This window comes from uncultured Algibacter sp., assembly GCF_947487575.1.
In the GTDB taxonomy this organism is placed as follows: Bacteria; Bacteroidota; Bacteroidia; order Flavobacteriales; family Flavobacteriaceae; genus Algibacter_B.
In genome coordinates, this window is sequence record NZ_CANKXG010000014.1 from 16990 (window position 1) to 40731 (window position 23742).

Below are 23742 nucleotides of genomic sequence, written 5' to 3' on the forward strand. Positions count from 1 at the left end.
TATTAATTTTATAAATATATCAGATGTAATTCGTTAATATTTATTTCGATTGGTTTTAAAACTAATTGGTATAACTCATTTCTTAAATAAACTTTTCAACTTCATTGAGATAACTCCAAAAATAGCTTCAGAAATAATTCCTGAACTTAATTTCGATTCTCCTCGCGTTCTATCAGTAAATATAACTGGGACTTCAACAATATTAAATTTCTTTAAGTAGGCTTTAAACTTCATTTCAATTTGAAACGCATAACCTATAAACTTAACAGCATCTAAATCTATAGCTTCAAGAACTTGTTTTTTATAGCATACAAATCCGGCAGTAGTGTCATGAATTTTCATACCTGTTATTAATCGCACATACTTTGATGCTAAATAAGACATCAATACCCTTGCCATTGGCCAGTTAACTACATTAACACCTGTTTTATATCTTGACCCAATTGACATATCTGCACTTTCTAAATAGCACGCATTGTAAAGCTTCAAAATATCTTTTGGATTATGTGAAAAGTCGGCATCCATTTCAAAAATATAGTCGTAACCTTTTTGCAAACTCCATTTAAAACCATGAATGTAGGCCGTACCCAATCCAGATTTCTCTTTTCGCATCTCTAAAAACAACTTATCATGAAATTCTTTTTGCAATTCCTTAACTTTTAAGGCTGTTAAATCTGGGGAATTATCATCAACAATTAGAATATGTATCGTATCCGATTGAGAAAATACAGCACGAATAATAGCCTCTATATTTTCAATCTCATTATATGTTGGAATAATTACAACAGTATTAAGCATACTTCCTATTTATTGAAATCCTTTTTAGTTTTAGCAAATGTACATTAATCAGCGTTTAATTATTTTAAATATTTCCTAATAATATACCCTAATCTTAAAAATTATAATAATTTTAGGGCATGCTTCGTCATATCATTTCAAACGAAATATTTACCATACTATTAGTTATAGGCTTAATTATTGTTGCTGCTGCAAAATTAGCAGCACCTAAACGGTTTGATGACTTTATTTTAGTTTTAGGAAACGACAAATACCTAAAAATTTATTCAAGAGATCAGAAATTTTTCGACACGTTTGATGCCTTATTATTCATTAACTTAATTTTATCAGTTTCTGTTTTCTGTTTTATTACTTATAGACAGCTTACTGAAACACAAAATATATCAGGTAACACTATGTTTAAATTAACTTTTAGCATTGGTATTTTTATCCTTATAAAAGTTCTTATTGAGCGTTTAATTGGCAGCCTTTTTGAAATCGATAAACTGATTGATCAATATATATTTCAAAAAATAAGCTTTAAGAATTATTTAGGTCTTCTATTATTGCCCGTTAACGCATTATTACTTTATAGTTTTAAACCTACATTGACTATAATTTATAGTATAGTTTCCTTATTATTGATAGTAAATATTATTGGATTAATTAGTTCATTTAAAACACATCAAACTTTAATAAAAAACAACTTATTTTATTTTATTTTGTATCTTTGCGCTCTTGAAATCACACCCTATGTTATTTTATATAAGGTGTTTATTTCAAATTAAAAGAATAAACGACTCGCGCTTATGAAAGTGAAAACCATTTTAGTATCTCAACCAGAACCTAAAATAGAGAACTCGCCCTACTTCGATTTACAAGAAAAGCAACGTGTAAAAATAGATTTCAGACCATTTATTCATGTGGAAGGTGTGTCAGCTAAAGAAATTAGGCATCAAAAAATTGATTTAAGTGATTATACTGCTATTATTTTAACAAGTAGAAATGCTGTAGATCACTTTTTTAGAATTGCTGAAGAAATGCGATTTAAAGTTCCAGATTCCATGAAATATTTCTGTCAGTCTGAAGCTGTAGCTTACTATCTTCAAAAATATGTGGTATATAGAAAACGCAAAATTTATGTTGGTAAACGTACGTTTGCAGAATTATCTCCTTTGATTAAAAAATACAAAGACGAAAAATTCTTATTGCCTAATACCGATAAAGTAAAACCTGCTGTTCCTGAAACACTTGATGCTTTAGGTGTAAACTGGAAACAAGCTACGTTTTACAAAACTGTTGTTAGCGATTTATCTGATTTAGCAAATGTATCTTATGATGTATTAGTGTTTTTCAGTCCTTCAGGAATTGAATCTTTATTTCAAAACTTTCCAGATTTTAAACAAAACGAAACTAGAATAGCCGTTTTTGGAAACACGACTATTAAAGCTGTTGAAGAAAAAGGATTGCGTGTAGATATTGCTGCACCAACTCCTGAAACACCTTCAATGACAATGGCATTACAAAAATATATTGAAAAGGCTAATAAAGGGAAATAAAACTTTATTTAGTTATAGAATAAAAAAAGGGGATGATTTTAAAATCATCCCCTTTTTCATTTTATACTTAAAACGCATAACGTTGCGGGCCACCCCGCCTTATTTCTTCAGTACAATGCGCTTCAAATTTTTTAAAATTCTCTCTAAAGGCATTGGTTAATTTAAAAGCCATTTTGTAATAAGCTTCATCGTCATTCCAGGTTTGCCTTGGACTCAAAACACTTGTTGGCACTCTAGGGCAAGTTCTAGGTTGCGCCACTCCAAACACAGAATGAATATGATAATCATCATAATTATAAAGCCCTAAATGCCCATCCAAAACCGCATTAATCATGGCTCGTGTGTATTTTAATTTCATTCTAGTACCAATACCATATGGCCCTCCTGTCCAACCTGTATTAACCAGCCAAACATTTACTCCAGCATCAATCATTTTTTTACTTAACATTTCTGCATATTTAGACGGGTGCAACGGCATAAAAGGCGCACCAAAACATGCTGAAAACGATGGCACAGGCTCTTTAATACCTGCTTCGGTACCAGCTACTTTTGCCGTATAACCAGAAATAAAATGATAAGCTGCTTGACTAGGTGTTAACTTTGATATTGGAGGAATAACCCCAAAAGCATCAGCTGTTAAAAAGAATATATTTTTTGGGTTTTTACCCATTGATGGCTTCTGAATGTTTTCAATATGATGGATAGGGTAACTTACCCGTGTGTTTTGAGTAATTGAAGTGTCTCCAAAATCAACATCACCTTTATCATTTAAAATAACATTTTCAAGAATAGCTCCTTTTTTAATGGCATCATAAATTTCAGGCTCATTATCTCTAGACAAGTTAATCACTTTAGCGTAACAACCACCTTCAAAATTAAACACTGTATTTTCATTGGTCCAACCATGCTCATCATCACCAATTAAACTTCTATTTGGGTCGGTAGACAATGTTGTTTTTCCTGTACCAGACAAACCAAAAAAGATTGCCGTATCTCCAGCAGCACCAACATTAGCACTGCAATGCATAGGCATTGTATTTTTAAATACTGGAAGAATAAAATTTAATGCAGAAAAAATACCTTTTTTAATTTCCCCAGTATAACCAGTACCTCCAATTAATGCTATTTTTTTAGTAAAATTCAAAACAGCAAAATTGTGTTGACGCGTACCATCTTCATTTGCAACAGCCATAAAACCAGGTGCATTAACAATAGTCCACTCTGGGGTAAAGTTTTCTAATTCTGCCTCAATAGGCCGTAAAAACATATTATATGAAAACTGATTACTCCAAGGGTATTCATTAATAACTCGAATATTCAGTTTATAATTTTCGTCTGCGCAAGCATAACAGTCTCTAACAAAAAGCTCTTTTTCAGATAAATAATCTACAACCTTATTATATAATTTATCGAAATCATCAGGTGCAAAAGGAATATTAATATCACCCCACCAAATACGGTCTTTAGTTACGCCATCTTTTACAATAAATCTGTCTTTTGGTGATCGTCCAGTAAACTCACCAGTATTTATAGCCAAAGCACCAGATGATGACTCAACACCTAAACCTTTTGACACTGAAATATCATGAAGTTCATCAGGAGATAATTGATAATTTACTTTTGCATTTTTAATGCCATATATTTCCAGCGAAATCGTTTTTTTAACTTGGTTATAGTCTTCCATGATTTGGTTCAAAATTATATATTATACAAAATAAAGACAATTATTTAAAGTATCCATAATTTAATTATCTTTTTTAGATGAAATATTTAAAAAACAGACAAGCATAAAAACCCAAGCCATTATCAACAACAAACCACCTAATGGCGTTATAAAACCAATTGATTTAAAGTTAAAACCAGACAACTCATTGGTTGCCAATCCATAAATAGAACCAGAAAAAAATAAAAGCCCAAAAACCACCAAAAAGTAAATTATTTTCTTAGTTTTTTGTTGAATTAATGAAGTACTTCCAACAAATAGTAACAAAAGAGCGTGGTACATTTGATACCGAACACCAGTTTCAAAAGTTTGTTGTGATTCATAGGGAATCAAATCCTTTAGCGCATGTGCACCAAAAGCTCCTAAAATAATACTTAAAACCCCTAATAGTGATGCCGTAATTAAAATTGTTTTATTCATTTTCTATAAATTATTCGCAATAAATACATTTAATATTTATTAATTTCGTAAAATTGAATGCATTTTAAGCAATTCAACAATAAAAACAAAATTACTCAACTAAACTCAATATGCGAAAGATTTTAATCATTGGTTCTGGAAAATCAACATCGTATTTATTAAAATATCTTTTAGATAAATCTATAACTGAAAATTTATTTATAACAGTAGGCGATTTAAATATTGAACACGCCAAAATATTAGTTGATAATCATCAAAATGCTAAAGCTATAACTTTAGATGTTTTTGATGAATCATCAAGAACCAAAGGTATCAAAAATGCAGACATTGTAGTATCTATGCTACCTGCACGTTTTCATATTGAAGTAGCCAAAGATTGTATTACCTATAAAAAACACATGGTTACAGCTTCTTATGTAAGTGCAGATATGCAAGATTTAGATAATGCTGCCAAAGAAAACGGACTCATTTTAATGAATGAAATTGGCGTAGACCCCGGAATAGACCACATGAGCGCTATGCAAGTTCTAAACAAAATAAGAGCTAAAGGCGGCAAAATAATTTTATTCGAGTCCTTTACAGGAGGCTTAGTAGCGCCAGAAAGCGACAATAATCTTTGGAATTACAAATTCACTTGGAACCCACGAAATGTTGTTGTTGCAGGACAAGGTGGTACTGCAAAATTTTTACAAGAAGGCGCCTATAAATACATTCCTTATAGCCGTTTATTTAGGCGTACAGAGTTTTTAGAAATCGATAATTTTGGCCGTTTTGAAGTTTATGCCAATAGAGATTCTTTAAAATACCAAAATGCTTATGGCCTAAAAAACATTAAAACACTTTATCGTGGCACTATGCGTCGAGTAGGCTTTAGTCGCGCTTGGAATATTTTTGTAAGACTTGGAATGACTGATGACAGTTACACCATGGATGATAGCGAGAACATGAGTTACCGCGATTTTATAAATGCATTTTTGCCTTATAGCCCAACCGATTCGGTAGAACTAAAACTAAGACACGAACTTAAAATTGATCAAGACAATATAGTTTGGGATAAACTTATTGAACTTGACATTTTTAACCCAAACAAACCCGTAGAACTAAAAAAAGCCACTCCAGCCCAAATTCTTCAAAAAATATTAATGGATAGTTGGACACTCTCCAAAACCGATAAAGACATGATAGTTATGTACCATAAATTTGGTTATGAATTGCATGGAAAGCAATATCAAATCGATGCCAACATGGTGGTTCTTGGGGAAGACCAAACGTACACCGCCATGGCAAAAACTGTTGGTTTACCGGTTGCTATGGCAACACTTGCCATTCTAAATGGCAAAATAAAAACACCTGGAGTTCAAATTCCTATTACCAAAGAAGTATACCAACCCATTTTAGACGAATTACAACATTACGGCATCACTTTCCAAGAAAAAGAAGTGCCCTATTTAGGTTACAATCCATTAAATAATTAGAATTTGGGCGTTACCACTCCCGATAACTATCGGGAGGTCGGGCTTTCGGCAGTCGCTCCTTCCTACGTCAGGGAGCTTCAACAAATGCCTCAATCCCTAACGCAATTTATAGTTTCAATTTAAAATCAAATACTTATTTTTATGTTTTAGATTAAAACTAGATGAAACAAAAAAATAAAATAATAACAATAGACGGTATAGATAAAAAAATACTTCGTGCCTTAACCACAGATGCCAGAACCCCAATTCTAGAAATTGCCAGAAACGTTGGCATATCAGGAGCAGCCATACACCAACGCTTACGTAAACTAGAAAAATCAAAACTTATTTCTGGCTCAAAATTTATTATAAATCCTGAGATTTTAGGTTTTACAACCTTAGCTTTTGTTGGTATTTATCTTGACAAAGCTGCCAATACAGATGATGTAGTTAGAGCATTAAAACGTATTCCTGAAGTTTTAGAGTGCCACTACACCACAGGTAATTACAGCCTATTTATTAAACTACTAAGTAAAGATAATGCCCATTTAATGCGCCTACTTCATGAAAAAATTCAAACAATTACAGGCGTTCAACGTACAGAATCGCTTATTTCTTTAGACCAACAAATAGATAGGCAAGTGCATATTTAGAACACAAAAACCCAAGCGTTGCTTGGGTTTTTGTGTTTTATTATGAGCTACTGAAACATAATTCGACTGTGCTCATCACAAGAGTTCAGCATGACAAAATTCTTTTGTTACATCTTCATCAACCAAGAACGCACATCAACTTCTTGTTTAATAATTTTACGTAAGTCTTCAATTTTTACACGTTCCTGATCCATAGAATCTCTATGACGAATGGTAACCGTGTTATTTTCTTTAGTATCATGATCTACAGTAATACAAAAAGGAGTTCCGTTAGCGTCTTGTCTTCTATAACGTCTTCCAACCGCATCCTTTTCATCGTATATTACATTAAAGTCCCATTTTAAATCCTCAACAATTTGTTTTGCAATTTCTGGCAAACCATCTTTTTTAACCAAAGGCAAAATAGCTGCTTTTGTAGGTGCTAAAACACTTGGTAATTTTAAAACAGTACGTGATTTTCCATCTCCTAAATCTTCTTCTTGTAAAGAATTCGAGAAAACAGCTAAAAACATACGGTCTAAACCTATTGATGTTTCTAAAACATACGGTGTATAACTTGCATTATCTTCATGGTCAAAATATTGTAATTTCTTTCCAGAATGTTCTTCGTGCGCCTTTAAATCAAAATCGGTACGCGAATGAATGCCTTCTAATTCTTTAAAACCAAATGGGAATTTAAATTCAATATCGGCAGCAGCATCAGCATAATGTGCTAGTTTTTCATGGTCATGAAAACGGTAATTATCAGCTCCCATCCCTAAAGATAAGTGCCATTTCATTCTATGTTCTTTCCAGTGCTCGTACCATTCTTTTTGAGTCCCTGGTTTTATAAAAAATTGCATTTCCATTTGTTCAAACTCACGCATTCTAAAAATAAATTGTCTTGCAACAATTTCATTTCTAAACGCTTTACCAGTTTGCGCAATTCCAAAAGGAATTTTTTGTCTGCTTGTTTTCTGTACGTTCAAAAAGTTAACAAAAATACCTTGCGCCGTTTCTGGTCGTAAGTATAAATCCATAGCACTTTCAGCCGAAGCACCAAGCTTAGTACCAAACATTAAATTAAACTGCTTAACATCGGTCCAGTTTTTACTTCCTGTTAATGGGTCTGCAATTTCTAATTCTTCAATAAGGGCTTTTACATCAGCTAAATCTTCATTTTCTAAAGATTTTGCCATCCGCGAAAGCGTTGCATTTATTTTCTCTTGGTAACCAACTACACGCCCGTTAGTAGCCACAAATTCTTCTTTATTAAACGCATCTCCAAAGCGTTTTGCAGCTTTTTTAACTTCCTTATCAATTTTAGCTTCAATTTTAGCACAATAATCTTCTACTAAAACATCTGCTCTATAGCGCTTTTTAGAATCTTTATTATCTATTAAAGGATCATTAAAGGCATCAACATGCCCTGAAGCTTTCCAAGTTGTTGGATGCATAAATATTGCAGCATCAATACCAACTATATTTTCATTCATTTGCACCATGGCTTTCCACCAGTAGTCGCGTATATTTTTCTTTAATTCTGCTCCGTTTTGCGCATAGTCATATACTGCACTTAAACCGTCATAAATTTCACTGCTTTGAAACACATATCCGTATTCTTTTGCATGCGAAATTACCTTCTTAAATTTATCATCTTGATTTGCCATAGGTGCAAAAATAAAAAACCGCTTAAAACAAACGTCTTTTTGTGAAAAATAATTAAGTTTACAAGACAACATTTCTACACAATGCTTAAATCTATCGTTAATTTGTTCTTTCCGAAGGTATGTTATGCTTGTAATAACTTATTAAATGACAGCACTGATACTATTTGCTTGGACTGTAGACATGACTTACCTGTTACAAATTTTCATTTTGACAATAACGATAGTTTAAAAAAAGTGCTTTATGGACGTGCCAAAATTGAACATGGAACCGCACTTTTTAGGTTTGAAAAAAAAGGCAATGTGCAACGGCTTATTCATAATCTTAAATATAAAGACCATGAACACATTGGTTTTCTTTTAGGAAATTGGTTGGGAGGTGAGTTAAAAAAACTTGATGCTTATAAAAGTATTGATGTTGTAATTCCTGTGCCACTTCATAAAAATAAGCTTAAAAAAAGAGGCTTTAATCAAGTAACAAAATTTGGTCAACAAATAGCTATTGCTTTAAAAACTGATTATTTAGATGATGTGCTTTTAAAAGTAACCAACACAAAATCGCAAGTGAATAAAAAACGTTTAGCGCGTTGGAATAATAATGAAGAATTATTCACCCTTGAAAATCAAATCAAAATTGAAAATAAGCATATTTTAATTGTTGACGACATTATTACTACTGGCGCAACACTTGAAGCTTGTATTTCGGTTTTAAACCAAGCGAATAAAATAAAAATAAGTATTGCCACTATGGCAATAGCATAAGTGTAATAACCGTTATATTTTTTAACTGAATTTATGTAGGTTTGTAGAAATTTAAAATTGTTGATGAACAAAACCCTTTCAAATTTTATTTTTGCCTTTATTATTGGTTTAGTTTTTATAAGCTGTGCTAATCGTGGAACACCAGGTGGTGGCCCAAAGGATGAAATCCCGCCAAGTATTATAAAATCGGATCCAGAAAATTATTCCACTAACTTTAATGGCAATGAAATTAGAGTCTACTTTGATGAGTATATTAAAATAAAAGACATAAGCAAACAGCTTATCATTTCGCCTCCAATGAAAACGCAACCAGATGTCAAGCCAATTAGCGGAGCTAGTAAATATATTACCATTAAAATTTACGACACGTTGCAACCAAATACCACTTATGCATTTAATTTTGGAAATAGTATAACTGACAATAACGAAGGAAACCCATATCCATACTACAGATACGTGTTTTCTACCGGAAATTATATTGATTCGCTTTCAGTAAAAGGGAACATTGTAGATGCCTTAAAAAAAGAGCCAGAAACTTTTGTAAATGTGGCACTTTACGAGGTTGATTCTACTTTTACAGATTCAATTATTTATAAAGAAAATCCTAAATACATAACGAATACGCTGGATAGTTTAACAACGTTCTCTATTGAAAATCTGAGACCTGGAAAGTATCTGTTGATGGCATTAAAAGATGGTAATGGAGATAATAAATTTCAACAAAAAACAGATCAAATAGCGTATCATAAAAGTTTTATTGAAGTACCCAACGACTCCTCATACACCTTAAGGCTTTTTAAGGAAGAGTTAGATTACAACGCTACTAGACCTAGATTAATTTCTGGCGAAAAAATAGCCTTTGGTTATGAAGGCGATAACGAAGGCATGGATATAAATATTATATCTGAGACACCTCCTGAATTTGAATACCGCATTACTAAAGACCCTAAAACAGACACCTTAAATTATTGGTATAAACCAAGATTAGAAGTAGACTCTTTACTTTTTAAGGTTACTAGAAATGATTTTGAAAAAGAGTTTACTGCTAGAATAAGTGAACAAAAAAGAGACACTTTAGTTATTGGAGCATCGCCTTCTGGTAATATTGGTTATGAAGAAGATTTTAAAATTTCTGGTACTACTCCGCTATTAAATTTTGATACATCCAAAGTTACCATGATGGATAAAGATTCAACAGCCGTAGAATTCATAACAGATTTTGATACTATAAGAAATATGTATGTATTTCAATTTGATAAAACTGAGAACAACAAATACAGCATAGAAGTCCTTCCAGAAGCTTTTGAAGATTTTTTTGGTGATAAAAACAAAGACACCTTATCATATACTTTGAGAACTCAAAAAACTTCAACTTTTGGGTATGCAAGATTAACCTTATTAAATGCAACTTATCCACTTATTGTTCAATTAACAGATAGAAATGGAGCGTTAAAATATGAACGTTATGCCAAGAAATCAAAAACCATTGATTTTTTTAACCTTACCCCGAGTATCTATTCTATAAGGATTATTCATGATTCCAATGGAAATAAAAAGTTTGATACGGGAAACTATTTAAAAAAGATTCAACCTGAAAAAGTAAGTCACTTCCAAGAAATTGAAATTAGGGCAGATTGGGGGATTGAAGAAACACTCTCTTTTAGGTAATATTAAAAGTATCTCTATCATCTAAAAACTTGAGCTTTTTTCTATAGACTTGAATATGTCGTTTCTCTAAAGTTACAATTTCCACATCTTCTTCATTGGGCTTGAAATTAGTTATAATGTCCCCTAAAACATTGTAGACTGCTGAATGACCCGAGTATTCACTTTTAACACCATCAATCCCTACTCTATTTACGCCAATACAGTAACACATATTTTCAATAGCACGAGCTTTTAATAAGGCATCCCAAGCAGAAACCCTTGGTTTTGGCCAATTAGCAATATAAAGTAAAACATCATAATCCTCGGTATTTCTTGCCCAAACAGGGAAGCGTAAATCATAACAAATAAGCGGGCAAATTTTCCATCCTTTATAATTTATAATTACTTTTTCTTTACCAGGAGTATAGATTTTATCTTCTCCTACTAAGGTAAATGCATGCCGCTTATCATAAACAATTACTTGCCCAGATGGGGCAACAAAAAGTAGTCTGTTATAAAAATTATTATTTTCTGAAATAACAATGCTCCCAACTATTGCGGTATCGGTTTTTTTAGCAGATTCTATCATCCAAGAGACAGTTGCTCCACCCATAGTTTCTGCCACTGAGGATGCATTCATGGTAAAACCTGTGTTAAACATCTCAGGAAGTACTATAATATCAACTCCCTTAGAAATAGTATCGATTTTCTTGGTGAAATTTACACGATTTAGGGTTGGGTTTTCCCAAACTAAATCAGACTGGATTAACGCTATTTTAAGTTCTTCTTGCATTTAAAACTATTTTATGCTAGACCTTAAAATAACACTTTTTGATTTTATTACAAAACAGAAAAATAATAATTCTACTTTTATATTCAAACCATATAGTCTACTAAAATAAGTTACGCTAATTTTTTCTTTGCTTTAGCAGAAGTTTGTTTATATCGCTCAATTTTTTCTAACCATTTTTCTTCATCTTCAGGAGACAATTTACCTTGCCCCTTAAGCTTCTCATATTTCTTAATGGCCTTTTTGTGCTTTTTTGTGGATTTATCAAATTTAGATTGCGCTTTCTGACGTTTCTTTAATGCTTTTTCAGCCTTTTTTTGTCTCTTTTCTGCTTTTAACTGGTCTTTTTTAGCCTTTTCTATACGCTTTTGAGCATCTTCGGCTGCTTTAATTTGAGTTGCTTTTTTATTGAAAGATGTTCGAATTCCTTGTTTATCTTCAACTGATAAATTATCTGTTATATCAACACTATCCTTAAATATTCTATCTTTTTTTATTTCATAACTCACCCCATTAAAACTTATGTTTTGGGCGTTAACTAAAAAACCAAATCCTAAAAACAATACTAGTATCAAAAATCTCATAATTCTTTTTTTAAATTTTATATCCAATATTTAGACACAAAACTTTTCAAAAAGTAACTTAAATATGGTTTAAAATTTCAGCAGCTCTTTTTAAGGTGTCATCCTTTTTGGCAAAACAAAAGCGCAACAACTTGTTATCTAGATTGTTTTCATTGAAAACAGATAACGGAATAGAGGCTAAACCAAATTCTCTAGTGAGCTTTTTTGCAAAATCAACATCGTGCTCCTGAGTAATTTTAGAATAATCTAGCACTTGAAAATAGGTGCCTTTAGAAGGCGTAAACGTGAATCTAGAATCTTTAATTAAACTTAAAAACAAATCACGTTTCTTTTGATAAAACGCAGGTAATTCCAAATAATTCTTTGGCTCTTGCATATAATCTGCAATCCCTTTTTGAGTAGGATGATGCACACAAAACACACTAAATTGATGCACTTGCATAAACAATTCCATAAGCTCTTTTGGGGCACAACAATAGCCAACGCGCCAACCTGTATTATGGAAGGTTTTACAAAATGATGCTACAACAAAACTTCTAGATTTTAAATCTGGAAACAAACTGGCACTTTGGTGTTTTTCTCCATCGTAAACCATATGCTCATAAACCTCATCGCTTAAAACAATAATATTTGTGTTTTTAGTGATGCGTTCTAAAGCCAACATATCTTCTTTTGAAAACACAGTTCCAGAAGGGTTATGCGGCGTATTTATAATAATCATTTTAGTTTTACTATTAATCTTAGAATTTACATCATCCCAATCTACACTAAAACTTGGAGCTAAAAGCTGAATTGGAATCACTTTACCTCCATTTAATTTTATTCCAGGTTCGTAACTATCATAAGCAGGTTTGAAAATAATCACCTCATCATCCTGCCTTATAAAAGCCGATAAGATGGTTGAAATAGCTTGTGTTGCACCAGCGGTAATAGTAATTTCATTTTCTATCTGATATGATACATTATATAATGAATTAATTTTTTTAGCAATGGCTTCGCGCAACTCAAGATTCCCAGTTATTGGGGCATATTGATTATAGCACGAATTCATAGCCTTACTAACCAAATCGATTAACTTTTGGTCACTGCCAAAATCTGGAAATCCTTGAGACAAGTTTATGGCATTGTGCTTTTTTGCCAAATTACTCATTATTGAAAAAATCGTAGTTCCTACTTCAGGAAGTTTAGAATCATGCTGCATGAAAGTAAAGATACTAATACCAAACAAATTTTACACTCCTAATTTACTCAGCAACTCTTGTTTGAAAGTTCTACCAATTGGAATTTTATTCTCTTTTATGTAAATAGTATTTCCAGAAATTTTATTGACAAAGGAACTATTAATAATGAAAGACTTATGTACTTGAATAAACTGATTCTTTGGAAGTTTTATATTCCAATTTTTTAAAGAGTCTATATAAGATAGTCGTTGGTTTTCAGTTACGACTGTAATATAATTTCGTTCGGATTCGATGTATAAAATTTTATTTAGAACAATTTTATGAAGTGTTTTATCTACGTTTAAAAAAATAGTTTCTTCATTGTTTTCAGAAAAAGTTTCAATAGCTCCTACTCTTTCTTTTGCTTTATTAATCGCCTTTAAAAATCTATCAAACGAAAATGGTTTTACCAAATAATCAACAATAGTGTCTAACTCAAAACTATTAACAGCATATTCAGAATATGCCGTAGTCATAATAATTGCAGGCGGGTTTTTAATTGTTTTTATAAAATCTAGCCCAGATATATCTGGTAAATTAATATCTAAAAAAACCACATCTATAGATTCTGAATTTAAAAATGAATTAGCTTCAATAGCAGCTTTAAACGTATCCATCAATTCTAAATTAGGGATTTTTGCAATAAAATTTTTTAAAATTTTTTGCGCAGGAATTTCGTCTTCTATTATAACACACTTCATTTTAAATCAAGTTTTAAAACCACTTTAAAAGTATCAGTCTTGTTAATATTAAACTTATAATCATCTTTATAAATAAGGTCTAAACGCTTTTCAAGGTTTTGCAAACCAATTTTCAAATCGGTAGTTGTTACTTTCTCAGTATCAAAAGCATTCTCACATATAAAATTTAATACACCTTGCTCAACATTAATATTCAAATTAATTTCACTATTCAAAACACTATGCTTAAATGCATTTTCAATAATAGTAATTAAAAGCAATGGTGCTATTTGGCGCTTAAAAGAATCAACCGATTTGTTATAGCTTATGCGTTTAACGCCTTCTGTTCTTATAGTCTGAAATTTAATATAGTTATCAATAAAATGAATTTCTTTTTCTAATGAAATAGTCTTCTCATTACTTTCATATAGTACATGCTTTAAATTATCAGAAAGCATCAATATTAGCTCTGGTGTTTCATTTGGTTTTTCAATTGAATACGAATAAATAGTATTCAAATTATTAAACAATACATGCGGATTTATTTGCGATTTTAGAAATTTCAACTCCATTTCAGCATGTTCATTCTTCACCTTAATCACTTCTTCTTGCTCATCAATAAATCGGTATAAAACCCATATAAATGAAAAGAATATAAGCGGTACAAGTGTTTGCCATAAATAGTCGCTTAAACATTTAGGAATACTACATCCACATTGAGCAAACGCATAACAGTACAACTGTGTGGCAAAAAATGAAATGGCAGCAAACACAAAAACATACAAAACATACAGCTTCTTTTTGACGAAAAAAGGCAGCAAAAAAAAATTATTCATATAAACAATAGCCACTAGAAGTGCTACATATTGTAAAAATGGATTTTCTTTCCAATAAAAATCTGAAAACAAAAACAAGGATACAAATACAAATAGCATCCAAAAGAGGATATGTACCAAAACTTGCGATGTGTATTTATTTATGAAAGTCATTTTTTAAAAGTAACCAGAAAAGCCAAAACCATCAAACATTATGTACAAAAGTCGGTTTTGCAGTTACCAATGTATAATAATATGCCGTTTGTAAATACAAGCTAGGCATTAGTATTATTCATATTGCTATGCATACACATTTTTAGATTTTTAAGAATTAGGATTCTATTTTTGATGAAAACAATCAAAATCATCACATGAAACGAACACTCTTATTAATCATTTTACTCAGTTTACAATTTAGTTTTTCTCAAAGCTTAAATCACATTGAATTTGATAAAAAAGGAAACGAAGTTTTGCTAGGTGTAATAAACAAAAATGGTTTAACCTCTAATACTTTTAATACTTGGTTTTCAAAAAATCATAAAAACTACTTGGTTAATAAAGGCATTACTAAACAACTTAAAGATTCTTTAAAACACTATGAAATCAAAGTATTTTTAGGCACCTGGTGTGGCGATAGCAAAAAAGAAGTTCCAAGGTTTTACAAAGTTATTGAAGCTGCAAAATTTCCTGAAAGTCAATTACAGGTTATTGCGGTTAATAGAACTAAAGAAGCCTACAAACAAAGTCCGAATCATGAAGAAAAAGGTCTAAATATTCATCGTGTACCAACATTTATTTTATACAAAAACGGGAAAGAAGTAAATAGAATTGTTGAACATCCGAAAGAAACTTTAGAACGTGATATGCTGAATATAGTTACTAACAATAAATACAGACCCAATTATTCAGTTGCAAATTATATGAATCATTTACTTGAAACAAAACCTTTAGATAGCCTTAAAATGGACGAATCTAATTTAATTTCTAGGTTTTCTGAATTCACAAAAGGAAGTCGTGAGTTAAACACATATGGTTATTCATTATTACGCTCAAACCAAATAGAAAAAGCGCTGTATGTTTTTGATTTTAATTCGAAAATATACCCATACAAAAGCAACGTTTATGATAGCTTGGGAGAAGCACAATTAGAAGCAGAAAACACCAATGAAGCATTGAAAAACTATTATAAAGTACTAAGTTTAAAACCTGATAACGAAAATGCTTTGAAGATGATTGAGAAGATTCTAGAAGTTAGAAGACTGAAGACTGAAGACTGATAATACTAAACAATCTCCATCTTTTTCAATAAAAATGACGCGTTCATATTTTGGCAAATACCAGTTTTCAATTTATAATCAAAATGGAGTTCATCATTAATTATTTCAGCATCAAAATAGTAGTTTTTTACATCATCTAATTCTTGCTCAATTTCACATAAACTTAAATCGTGGGTAGCAATAATACCTGTAGCGTTAGATGCCACTAATTTTTCAACAAATTTTCTGGAACCAATCGCTTTATCTGTACTATTGGTTCCTTTTAAAATTTCATCTAAAACAATAAAATAAGGTTCTTTTTGAATGGCATCAACAATAAACTTCAAGCGTGTTAATTCTGAAAAGAAATACGAACTATCATCTGTTAACGAATCTGTGGTACGCATACTAGTAATTAATTTTACTGGTGAATATTGCGTAGATTTTGCACAAACAGGCAAACCAACATTTGCCATAACAATATGAAGAGATACGGTTCTTAAAAACGTGCTTTTTCCAGCCATATTTGCACCAGTAACAATAAAAAACTGCTCGTTTTCAATAGTTAAATCACTATCAACACGTTTTTCCTTATTTAACAATGGATGTCCCAAATTTTCTGCTTTTATAACCGTACCATCTTTTACAATTTCTGGAAACATGAACTCGGGATGGTTGTATGCATAATTTCCAAGTGAATTATAAGCATCAAAAAAGGACACAACTTCAAACCAATCAGAAACTTTATCTGCATATTGGCTAATCCATTGTTCTATTCGGTAACTATTCTGCACATCTGTTAGAAAATAACCATTACCAAAAATAGCCCCAATAATGTTGTTTCGATTATCTAAGGCATCTAAAGACTTCGAAAAAGTCTTGAAAATATCAGATGCTTTTTTATCACCAAACTTAATTTGTTTCTGCTTTTGCTTTAAAAATTCCGAAGTAAACGATTCGTTTTCAATCAAATCTAGCAAAGTTGCATATTGGCGAAAGGTATCACGAATTTTATCAGTATTTGAAGCTAATGCGTTTATTTTTTTAAGATAACGCCCCGTTAAAGCCAAACCTAAAAACAACCAATAACCTATTAAAGCTTGATAGTTTATAACACCAAAAACGATAAGCACAAATAGAACTATTGACGCTAAACTGAATGCAGTAGGCATCCAAGACATGGCTTTTGGTAAAAATGTTTTATGATTTTTCAACCAACCAATAATCTGTTTTGCAGGCGTTTCAACATCCACCAAATTTGATGTTGCCGAATAATATTGACGCCATTTAGGTTTATAACTTAGCTCTTTAATAGCCTCTTGCCTAAATTCAATATCATCAACTTGATTTGCCATTAAAGCATTTGCTAATTGATGAGTACCTTCATTTATAGTGGTTCTATTAATGAATTGAAAAAATGAACCACGACCAAATAAATCAATATCCAAACTATAAAAATGTGTTGAATCTAGAAATACCAAGCCATCATTTCTATTATAAAAATCGCCTGATGCTATTTTAATTTCATCTTCATTAATAGTAACTAAAGCCTTATTAAAATCTCTTTGACGCTTAACATCAGTATGTTTTGAAAGTAAATAAATAAATAAAACAACACCTAGAATACCAATAGAAAGAGCAATTTGCCATTGCCCAAAAAAGAAATAAATACCAAAGCCAGTAACTAAAAACACTAACAAACGTAACGAACTAAGTCCCGTCATTTGTTTATACAAGTTTTTAACCTCGTTCTGGTAGGTTTTTAAATGTGTTTTATAATATTTTAAAGGGTTTTCCATTTTTAAATTAATGTACCGTAAAGAAACAAAAAAGCCCCGAAACATATCGAGGCTTTGCTTTTATTTTTATTCTATAATTAATCTCTTCCGCCAAAAATTTGAAGCGCCCAATACAATAGATTTGCTAAAGCACCAATAGCAGCAACTAAATATGTTCTAGCAGCCCATTTTAAAGCATCTTCAGAACCTTTATACTCTTCTGGCGTTACCATATTTTTATTCTTTAACCATGCTAATGCTCTATTACTAGCATCGTATTCAACAGGCAACGTAATAAAGCTAAACAACGTAGCAGCTCCCATAAACACAACTCCTAAAACAGCTACCCACCAGCCTAAACCTAAGCCAGCAGCACCACCTAAAACCAAACCACCTATAACTAACCATTGAGACATACCAGAAGTTACACTAACCACAGGCACCAATGTAGAACGCATTTGCAACCAACTATAAGCTTGCGCATGTTGTACAGCATGACCACATTCGTGGGCTGCCACCGCCGCTGCTGCTGCATTACGTTGGTTGTAAACAGACTCACTTAAATTAACCGTTTTGTTTTTTGGGTTGTAATGGTCTGTTAAACTTCCTGGTGTAGAAATAACCTCAACATCACTTATGCCGTGGTCTGCTAACATTTTTTGAGCAATCTCAGCACCACTCATACCATTTCTAAGCTGTACTTTAGAGTATTTTGCAAACTTTCGCTTTAAAGTATTACTAACCAACCAACTTACTAAAGCAACCGCTCCAATTAATATATAATATCCAAACATTGTTTTTTTAATTTTTAAATTCTAAATAAAGATAGCAAAAATAACGCCAAGTTTTCAAACTGAATAATTGTCAGTTACCTATTTTATTGAATAAAGAAACGTCCAATCCTTAAAAAAGGATTAGACGTTTCAAATTGAAACTAATAAAATGAAATTTTAGGCCATTGCTATATCAAAAGCCTCGGCAATTTCTTTGTATACAACATCTCCTTTTACAATATTTAAGCCTTTAGCGAAAGTTGCACTACTATTGCATGCTTTTTCCCATCCTTCGTTTGCCAATTTAATAACATAAGGCAAAGTAACATTAGTCAATGCCACAGTAGAAGTATAAGGTACTGCTCCTGGCATATTTGCAACACAATAATGTACTACATCATCTATAATATATGTAGGGTCTTCATGCGTAGTTGCTTTAGTAGTTTCAAAGCAACCGCCTTGGTCTACCGCAACATCTACAATTACGGTTCCCGGCGTCATGTCTTTAAGCATATCTTTAGTAATTAATTTAGGTGCTTTAGCGCCTTTTATTAACACACCACCAATAATTAAATCCGCCTCTTTAATACGTTTTCGTATATTGTATTCGCTAGAAAATTCGGTAACCACATGATTTGGCATTACATCATTTACATAACGTAACTGCTTCATGCTTATATCCATTACCGTAACATGTGCGCCCAATCCAGCCGCCATTTTAGCCGCTTGAACTCCAACAATACCTGCGCCTAAAACTAAAACCTTCCCTGGAGGTACTCCTGGAACTCCGCCTAACAATACACCGCGTCCTTTAATAGGTTTTTCTAAATATTTGGCACCTTGCTGAATGGACATTCTACCAGCAACTTCAGACATAGGAATTAACAATGGTAAAGAACCATTTTCATCCTCAACCGTTTCATAAGCAATACAAATGGCATTACTTTTAATCATGGCTCTGGTTAAAGTTTCACTCGATGCAAAATGAAAATATGTAAAAACAACCTGATTCGGCTTAATTAATTCGTATTCCTCTTCTATAGGTTCTTTCACTTTTACAATCATATCACTAGACCCATAAACCTCTTCTATAGAATCTAAAATAACAGCCCCTACTTCCTGATAATCCTTATCAAAAAAGCCACTACCAAAACCAGCACTGGATTGTATATAAACGATATGATTTCTTTTAGTAAGCTCAAAAACTCCAGCAGGCGTCATACCTACCCTATTTTCGTTGTTTTTAATTTCTTTCGGAACACCAATTTTCATAATCTGTTTTTTAGGGTTTTCTTTGTACAAATTACAACGAAAACCCTAAAAAACAGACTATAAAACTCAGACTGAAAGATTTTTATGAATTTTAAAAAAATGAAAAAGAAATTTTATTGATTTGGAAATTTCGACTAAAAAGCACCCCTCTAAATTATCAATTTAGCTTATTTCTTGCCGTACTTAATTTTAAAAAACAGCAATAAAAACGATGATACCACCGTAATACTATTAGCAAAAATCATGGATGGGCTGTTTTTCAGAAATCCATAAGTCAACCAAGCTATAATACCCACAAAAAATATCAATAGCATAGGCAAGGACAAACTCGACACATCTTTTGTTTTCCAAGTTTTATAAACTTGTGGTAAAAATGCCGCGGTTGTTAAAATTGCTGCCAAAAAACCAATGAGTTCTATATAATCCATTTGCTAATTTTAAATATTTGGGCGTTACCCGAAAAGGGTCGGGCTATCCGTTACAAGTCCTCGCACCTCCTGCGTCGGGCTGTGGGCTTTCCACTTCTATCTCTAACGCAGAACAGACCGAAATCATTCAACTTTTGTCATTTCGACGATAAGAGAAATCTCATAATCAAATGCGGTATAAATTATGAGATGTCTCAATCGTGCCCCACCCCGATAGCTATCGGGACGACATGACTAAAAAACAATCCTCTGTCATTCCTGCAAAGGCAGGAATCTATTTTATGTTTTCCTAATGGATTCCTGCCTTCGCAGGAATGACAAAACACGTTACCCAACAATATTAACAATCTTCCCAGGCACAACAATCACCTTTTTAGGTGTACGTCCTGCTAATTGCTCCTGTGTTTTTTCGTTTGCTAAAACGGCTTTTTCAATAGCATCTTTACTCATATCTAATGGTAATTCCATAGTAAAACGCATTTTACCATTAAATGAAATCGGGTAATTTTTGCTACTTTCCACTAAATGACTTGCATCAAACTCTGGAAAAGATGCCTTTGAAATACCTTCATAATTTTGAGGTAAATCATCAACATCTATAATTTTACCAAATTGAATACTCGCAAAAAGTTGTTCAGCAATATGAGGAGCATAAGGTGAAATTAAAACCAATAACGGTTCAAGTATTTCTTTACTTGTACACTTTTGAGCCGTTAACTCATTTGCAGCAATCATAAACGTAGACACCGATGTATTAAACGAAAAGTTCTCAATATCTTCTTGAACTTTTTTAATGGTTTTGTGTAACGTTTTTAAAGCATCTTTTGTTGGCGTTGCATCTGTAACTTTCAATCCGTTATCATCTGCATATAATTTCCAAAGTTTTTTAAGAAAACTATGTACACCTGTAATACCGGCAGTATTCCAAGGTTTGTATTGTTCTAAAGGACCTAAAAACATTTCGTATAAACGTAAACTGTCTGCACCGTAATCTTCAACAATATCATCTGGATTAACAACGTTATATTTGGATTTCGACATTTTTTCGACGTCTCTATAGGTAGTGTAATTACCATTTTCATCTGTAATAAAAATTGCGTCTTTAATAAAGGAGAATAAGGAATCTTGTTTCAAACTTTCAATATCTAGGAAATCTGACGTTCCTTTAAGATGATTTAAACTAACTCTAAAAGGCGTGAATGTTCCGCTAAATTCATCTCCAACATACTTAACATTGAAACCCTTGGATTTATATTCAGCAATTATTTCATCGATTATTTTTCGGGTAATATTATCCAATTCTCCCTTTAAACCTTTATCATAAGATTCTTTAGGAATGACATATTTTTTATTTTTTATTCCTGCTTTTGCTGCCTCAACCACATCTGTAGGTTTCTCATAAGATAAACCTGGACCAAAACCATAACAAAAAGCACTAGTCCCCAAAATCATTCCTTGGTTAATCAACTTTTTAGCATATTCATCTTTTGGCACAACACCTTTATCAAATAAGAATTTTTGCCAAAAACGCGAGTACAATAAATGTCCTGTGGCATGCTCGCTTCCGCCTATGTATAAATCAACGTCTTGCCAATAATCAAGTGCTTCTTTACTTGCAAATTCGTTTTCATTGTGAGCATCCATATAGCGGTTAAAATACCATGAACTTCCTGCCCAACCGGGCATGGTATTCAACTCTAATGGATGAATCGTTTCGTTATCAATCAAGTCATTCGAAACCACTTCATTTTTATTGGTATCCCAAGCCCAAACGGTTGCATTTCCTAATGGTGGCTCGCCGGTTTCGGTTGGTAAATATTTTTCTACTTCTGGTAACTTAATTGGCAAATGTGAAGCATCAATCATTTGCGGCATGCCTTTTACGTAATACACAGGAAATGGCTCGCCCCAATAACGTTGGCGACTAAAAACGGCATCGCGCAAACGGTAATTGGTTTTCCCTTCACCTTGACCAATTTGCTCCAACTCGTAAATAGCACGTTTGGTTGCTTTTTTATAATTGAGTCCGTTAAGGAAATCACTATTACCAATAACGGTTTTATCCTTATCTGAAAATGCAGATTCCGAAATATCTACACCTTCAAAAATATTTATAATTGGAATATTAAAATGATTAGCAAATGCATAATCTCTTTCATCACCGCAAGGCACAGACATTACTGCTCCTGTTCCGTAACCTGCTAAAACATAATCGCCAATCCAAACAGGAATAGGTTCTTTTGTAAACGGATGTTCGGCATACGCTCCTGTAAACGCTCCCGAAATGGTTTTTACATCGGCCATTCTATCGCGCTCACTACGTTTTGCTGTCGCTAAAATATAAGCATCAACAGCAGCTTTTTGCTCTGGAGTTGTTATTTGTTGTACTAATTCGTGTTCTGGTGCTAACGTCATGAAACTAACACCGAAAATGGTATCGGGTCTGGTTGTGAAAACAGAAATAGTTGTTGGTTGTTGGTTATTAGTTATTGGCAAAACGTTAAATGTCACAGACGCACCAACCGATTTTCCAATCCAGTTACGCTGACTTTCCTTTAAACTATCTGTCCAATCAATTTTATCTAAACCTTGAAGCAAACGTTCTGCATAAGCAGAAATTCGCATACTCCATTGGGTCATCTTCTTTCTAATTACAGGATGTCCGCCACGTTCTGAAACACCATTAATTATTTCATCGTTTGCCAAAACTGTTCCTAGTGCAGGACACCAGTTTACTTCAGTTTCCGCTAAATACGTTAATCTGTATTGTAATAATATTTGTTGCTGTTTTTCAGATGAAAAAGACTTCCAATCTTCAGCAGAAAATGGTTGGATATTTTCATCACAAACAGCATTTACTTTGTCATTGCCGCCCGAAGAAAAAATAGTTTCTAAAGTAGAAATATCTTCCGCTTTATCAGAATCATTATTATACCAAGAATTAAACAGTTGAATAAAAATCCACTGTGTCCATTTGTAATAATTCGGGTCTGATGTTCTCACTTCTCGAGACCAATCGAATGAAAACCCAATTTGATCTAATTGACGACGATAGGTTGCAATATTATCTTTAGTAGTAATCGCTGGATGTTGTCCTGTTTGAATAGCGTATTGTTCCGCAGGTAAACCAAAAGAATCATAGCCTTGCGGATGCAATACATTAAACCCTTGATGGCGTTTGTAACGTGCATAAATATCTGAAGCAATATACCCTAACGGATGCCCTACGTGTAAACCTGCCCCACTAGGATAGGGAAACATATCTAAAACGTAGTATTTAGGTTTATTACTATTATTTTCAGCTTTAAATGTTTGGTTTTCTGCCCAATACTTTTGCCATTTGGCCTCTATGTCGTTGAAATTGTATTTCATTTTGGTGTATTCTCTTCCGCTTTATAAGGCGCAAATTTACGTTTTATAAATAAACTTAAAAACCTTTTATTTTAATAGTTTAATAAGTAAAATAGCATGCTGTTTTAATAATATACATTTACTTTTGATGCCT

Annotated in this window: 21 protein-coding genes; 7 read left to right on the plus strand and 14 right to left on the minus strand. The window is 32.5% G+C overall.

The genetic code is table 11. From position 1 onward, the window contains the following. Positions 1-75: 75 nt before the first annotated feature. Positions 76-798: a polyprenol monophosphomannose synthase gene (locus Q0870_RS14350; RefSeq protein WP_298556478.1), complete on the minus strand. Its 723-nt coding sequence runs from the start codon at positions 796-798 to the stop codon at positions 76-78. A gap of 119 nt (positions 799-917) precedes the next feature. On the opposite strand from Q0870_RS14350, the gene Q0870_RS14355 reads away from it, so the two are divergent. Next, the gene (locus Q0870_RS14355; RefSeq protein WP_298556480.1) at positions 918-1565 is read left to right on the plus strand and encodes a DUF4271 domain-containing protein; all 648 of its coding nucleotides are present in this window, start codon (positions 918-920) and stop codon (positions 1563-1565) included. 21 nt (positions 1566-1586) lie between these two features. Then, positions 1587-2336, plus strand: a complete 750-nt coding sequence (locus Q0870_RS14360) for a uroporphyrinogen-III synthase (RefSeq protein ID WP_298556483.1) — start codon at positions 1587-1589, stop codon at positions 2334-2336. A gap of 67 nt (positions 2337-2403) precedes the next feature. On the opposite strand, the gene pckA is transcribed toward Q0870_RS14360, so the two are convergent. Beyond that, positions 2404-4020, minus strand: coding sequence for a phosphoenolpyruvate carboxykinase (ATP) (pckA, locus tag Q0870_RS14365; RefSeq protein ID WP_298556485.1), 1617 nt, complete (start codon positions 4018-4020; stop codon positions 2404-2406). Positions 4021-4080: 60 nt separating this feature from the next. After that, entirely contained in the window at positions 4081-4479 is a 399-nt protein-coding gene (locus Q0870_RS14370) for a DUF423 domain-containing protein (RefSeq protein ID WP_298556487.1), read from the minus strand. 110 nt (positions 4480-4589) lie between these two features. Between Q0870_RS14370 and Q0870_RS14375 the strand changes: the two genes are divergently transcribed. Further along, complete coding sequence (locus Q0870_RS14375; RefSeq protein ID WP_298556489.1) at positions 4590-5954, plus strand: saccharopine dehydrogenase C-terminal domain-containing protein; 1365 nt, start codon at positions 4590-4592, stop codon at positions 5952-5954. A 161-nt stretch (positions 5955-6115) separates the two neighbouring features. Continuing rightward, entirely contained in the window at positions 6116-6586 is a 471-nt protein-coding gene (locus tag Q0870_RS14380) for an Lrp/AsnC ligand binding domain-containing protein (protein ID WP_298556490.1), read from the plus strand. Between the two features lie 107 nt (positions 6587-6693). Here Q0870_RS14380 and Q0870_RS14385 read toward each other — a convergent pair whose 3' ends face one another. Next, complete coding sequence (locus Q0870_RS14385) at positions 6694-8235, minus strand: glycine--tRNA ligase (protein WP_298556492.1); 1542 nt, start codon at positions 8233-8235, stop codon at positions 6694-6696. 81 nt (positions 8236-8316) lie between these two features. Between Q0870_RS14385 and Q0870_RS14390 the strand changes: the two genes are divergently transcribed. Next, positions 8317-8994 carry a phosphoribosyltransferase family protein gene (locus Q0870_RS14390; RefSeq protein WP_298556494.1) on the plus strand — a complete coding sequence of 226 codons (678 nt, stop codon included), beginning with the start codon at positions 8317-8319 and terminating at the stop codon, positions 8992-8994. A gap of 63 nt (positions 8995-9057) precedes the next feature. Beyond that, positions 9058-10662, plus strand: coding sequence for an Ig-like domain-containing protein (locus Q0870_RS14395; RefSeq protein WP_298556495.1), 1605 nt, complete (start codon positions 9058-9060; stop codon positions 10660-10662). Here Q0870_RS14395 and Q0870_RS14400 read toward each other — a convergent pair. The 5 genes from Q0870_RS14400 to Q0870_RS14420 all read right to left on the minus strand — a co-directional run bounded on the left by Q0870_RS14400 (position 10655) and on the right by Q0870_RS14420 (position 14904). Then, on the minus strand, positions 10655-11434 hold the full coding sequence (locus tag Q0870_RS14400) for an amidohydrolase (RefSeq protein ID WP_298556496.1): 780 nt from the start codon (positions 11432-11434) through the stop codon (positions 10655-10657). The two genes, Q0870_RS14395 and Q0870_RS14400, sit on opposite strands and share 8 nt — an antisense overlap. Before the next feature lie 110 nt (positions 11435-11544). Further along, positions 11545-12015 (minus strand): hypothetical protein, encoded by a 471-nt coding sequence (locus Q0870_RS14405; protein WP_298556498.1) that lies wholly within the window; start codon positions 12013-12015, stop codon positions 11545-11547. 58 nt (positions 12016-12073) lie between these two features. After that, the gene (locus tag Q0870_RS14410; protein ID WP_298556499.1) at positions 12074-13216 is read right to left on the minus strand and encodes a methionine aminotransferase; all 1143 of its coding nucleotides are present in this window, start codon (positions 13214-13216) and stop codon (positions 12074-12076) included. Positions 13217-13246: 30 nt separating this feature from the next. After that, a complete protein-coding gene (locus Q0870_RS14415) occupies positions 13247-13936 on the minus strand; it encodes a LytTR family DNA-binding domain-containing protein (protein WP_298556500.1) in 690 nt (229 codons plus the stop codon). Then, positions 13933-14904 carry a sensor histidine kinase gene (locus tag Q0870_RS14420; RefSeq protein ID WP_298556501.1) on the minus strand — a complete coding sequence of 324 codons (972 nt, stop codon included), beginning with the start codon at positions 14902-14904 and terminating at the stop codon, positions 13933-13935. The genes Q0870_RS14415 and Q0870_RS14420 overlap by 4 nt, the downstream gene beginning before the upstream one ends. Positions 14905-15101: 197 nt before the next feature. On the opposite strand from Q0870_RS14420, the gene Q0870_RS14425 reads away from it, so the two are divergent. Next, positions 15102-16007 carry a thioredoxin domain-containing protein gene (locus tag Q0870_RS14425; RefSeq protein ID WP_298556503.1) on the plus strand — a complete coding sequence of 302 codons (906 nt, stop codon included), beginning with the start codon at positions 15102-15104 and terminating at the stop codon, positions 16005-16007. Positions 16008-16012: 5 nt separating this feature from the next. Here Q0870_RS14425 and Q0870_RS14430 read toward each other — a convergent pair whose 3' ends face one another. The 5 genes from Q0870_RS14430 to Q0870_RS14450 form a co-directional block, all read right to left on the minus strand. Beyond that, complete coding sequence (locus Q0870_RS14430) at positions 16013-17785, minus strand: DNA mismatch repair protein MutS (RefSeq protein ID WP_298556505.1); 1773 nt, start codon at positions 17783-17785, stop codon at positions 16013-16015. A gap of 77 nt (positions 17786-17862) precedes the next feature. Next, a complete protein-coding gene (locus tag Q0870_RS14435) occupies positions 17863-18558 on the minus strand; it encodes a zinc metallopeptidase (protein ID WP_298556507.1) in 696 nt (231 codons plus the stop codon). Positions 18559-18714: 156 nt separating this feature from the next. Beyond that, positions 18715-19809, minus strand: coding sequence for an alanine dehydrogenase (gene ald / locus Q0870_RS14440; RefSeq protein WP_298556508.1), 1095 nt, complete (start codon positions 19807-19809; stop codon positions 18715-18717). 167 nt (positions 19810-19976) lie between these two features. After that, a complete protein-coding gene (locus tag Q0870_RS14445) occupies positions 19977-20237 on the minus strand; it encodes a SemiSWEET transporter (protein WP_298556509.1) in 261 nt (86 codons plus the stop codon). A gap of 327 nt (positions 20238-20564) precedes the next feature. Continuing rightward, on the minus strand, positions 20565-23609 hold the full coding sequence (locus Q0870_RS14450; RefSeq protein WP_298556511.1) for a class I tRNA ligase family protein: 3045 nt from the start codon (positions 23607-23609) through the stop codon (positions 20565-20567). Positions 23610-23742 lie beyond the last annotated feature (133 nt).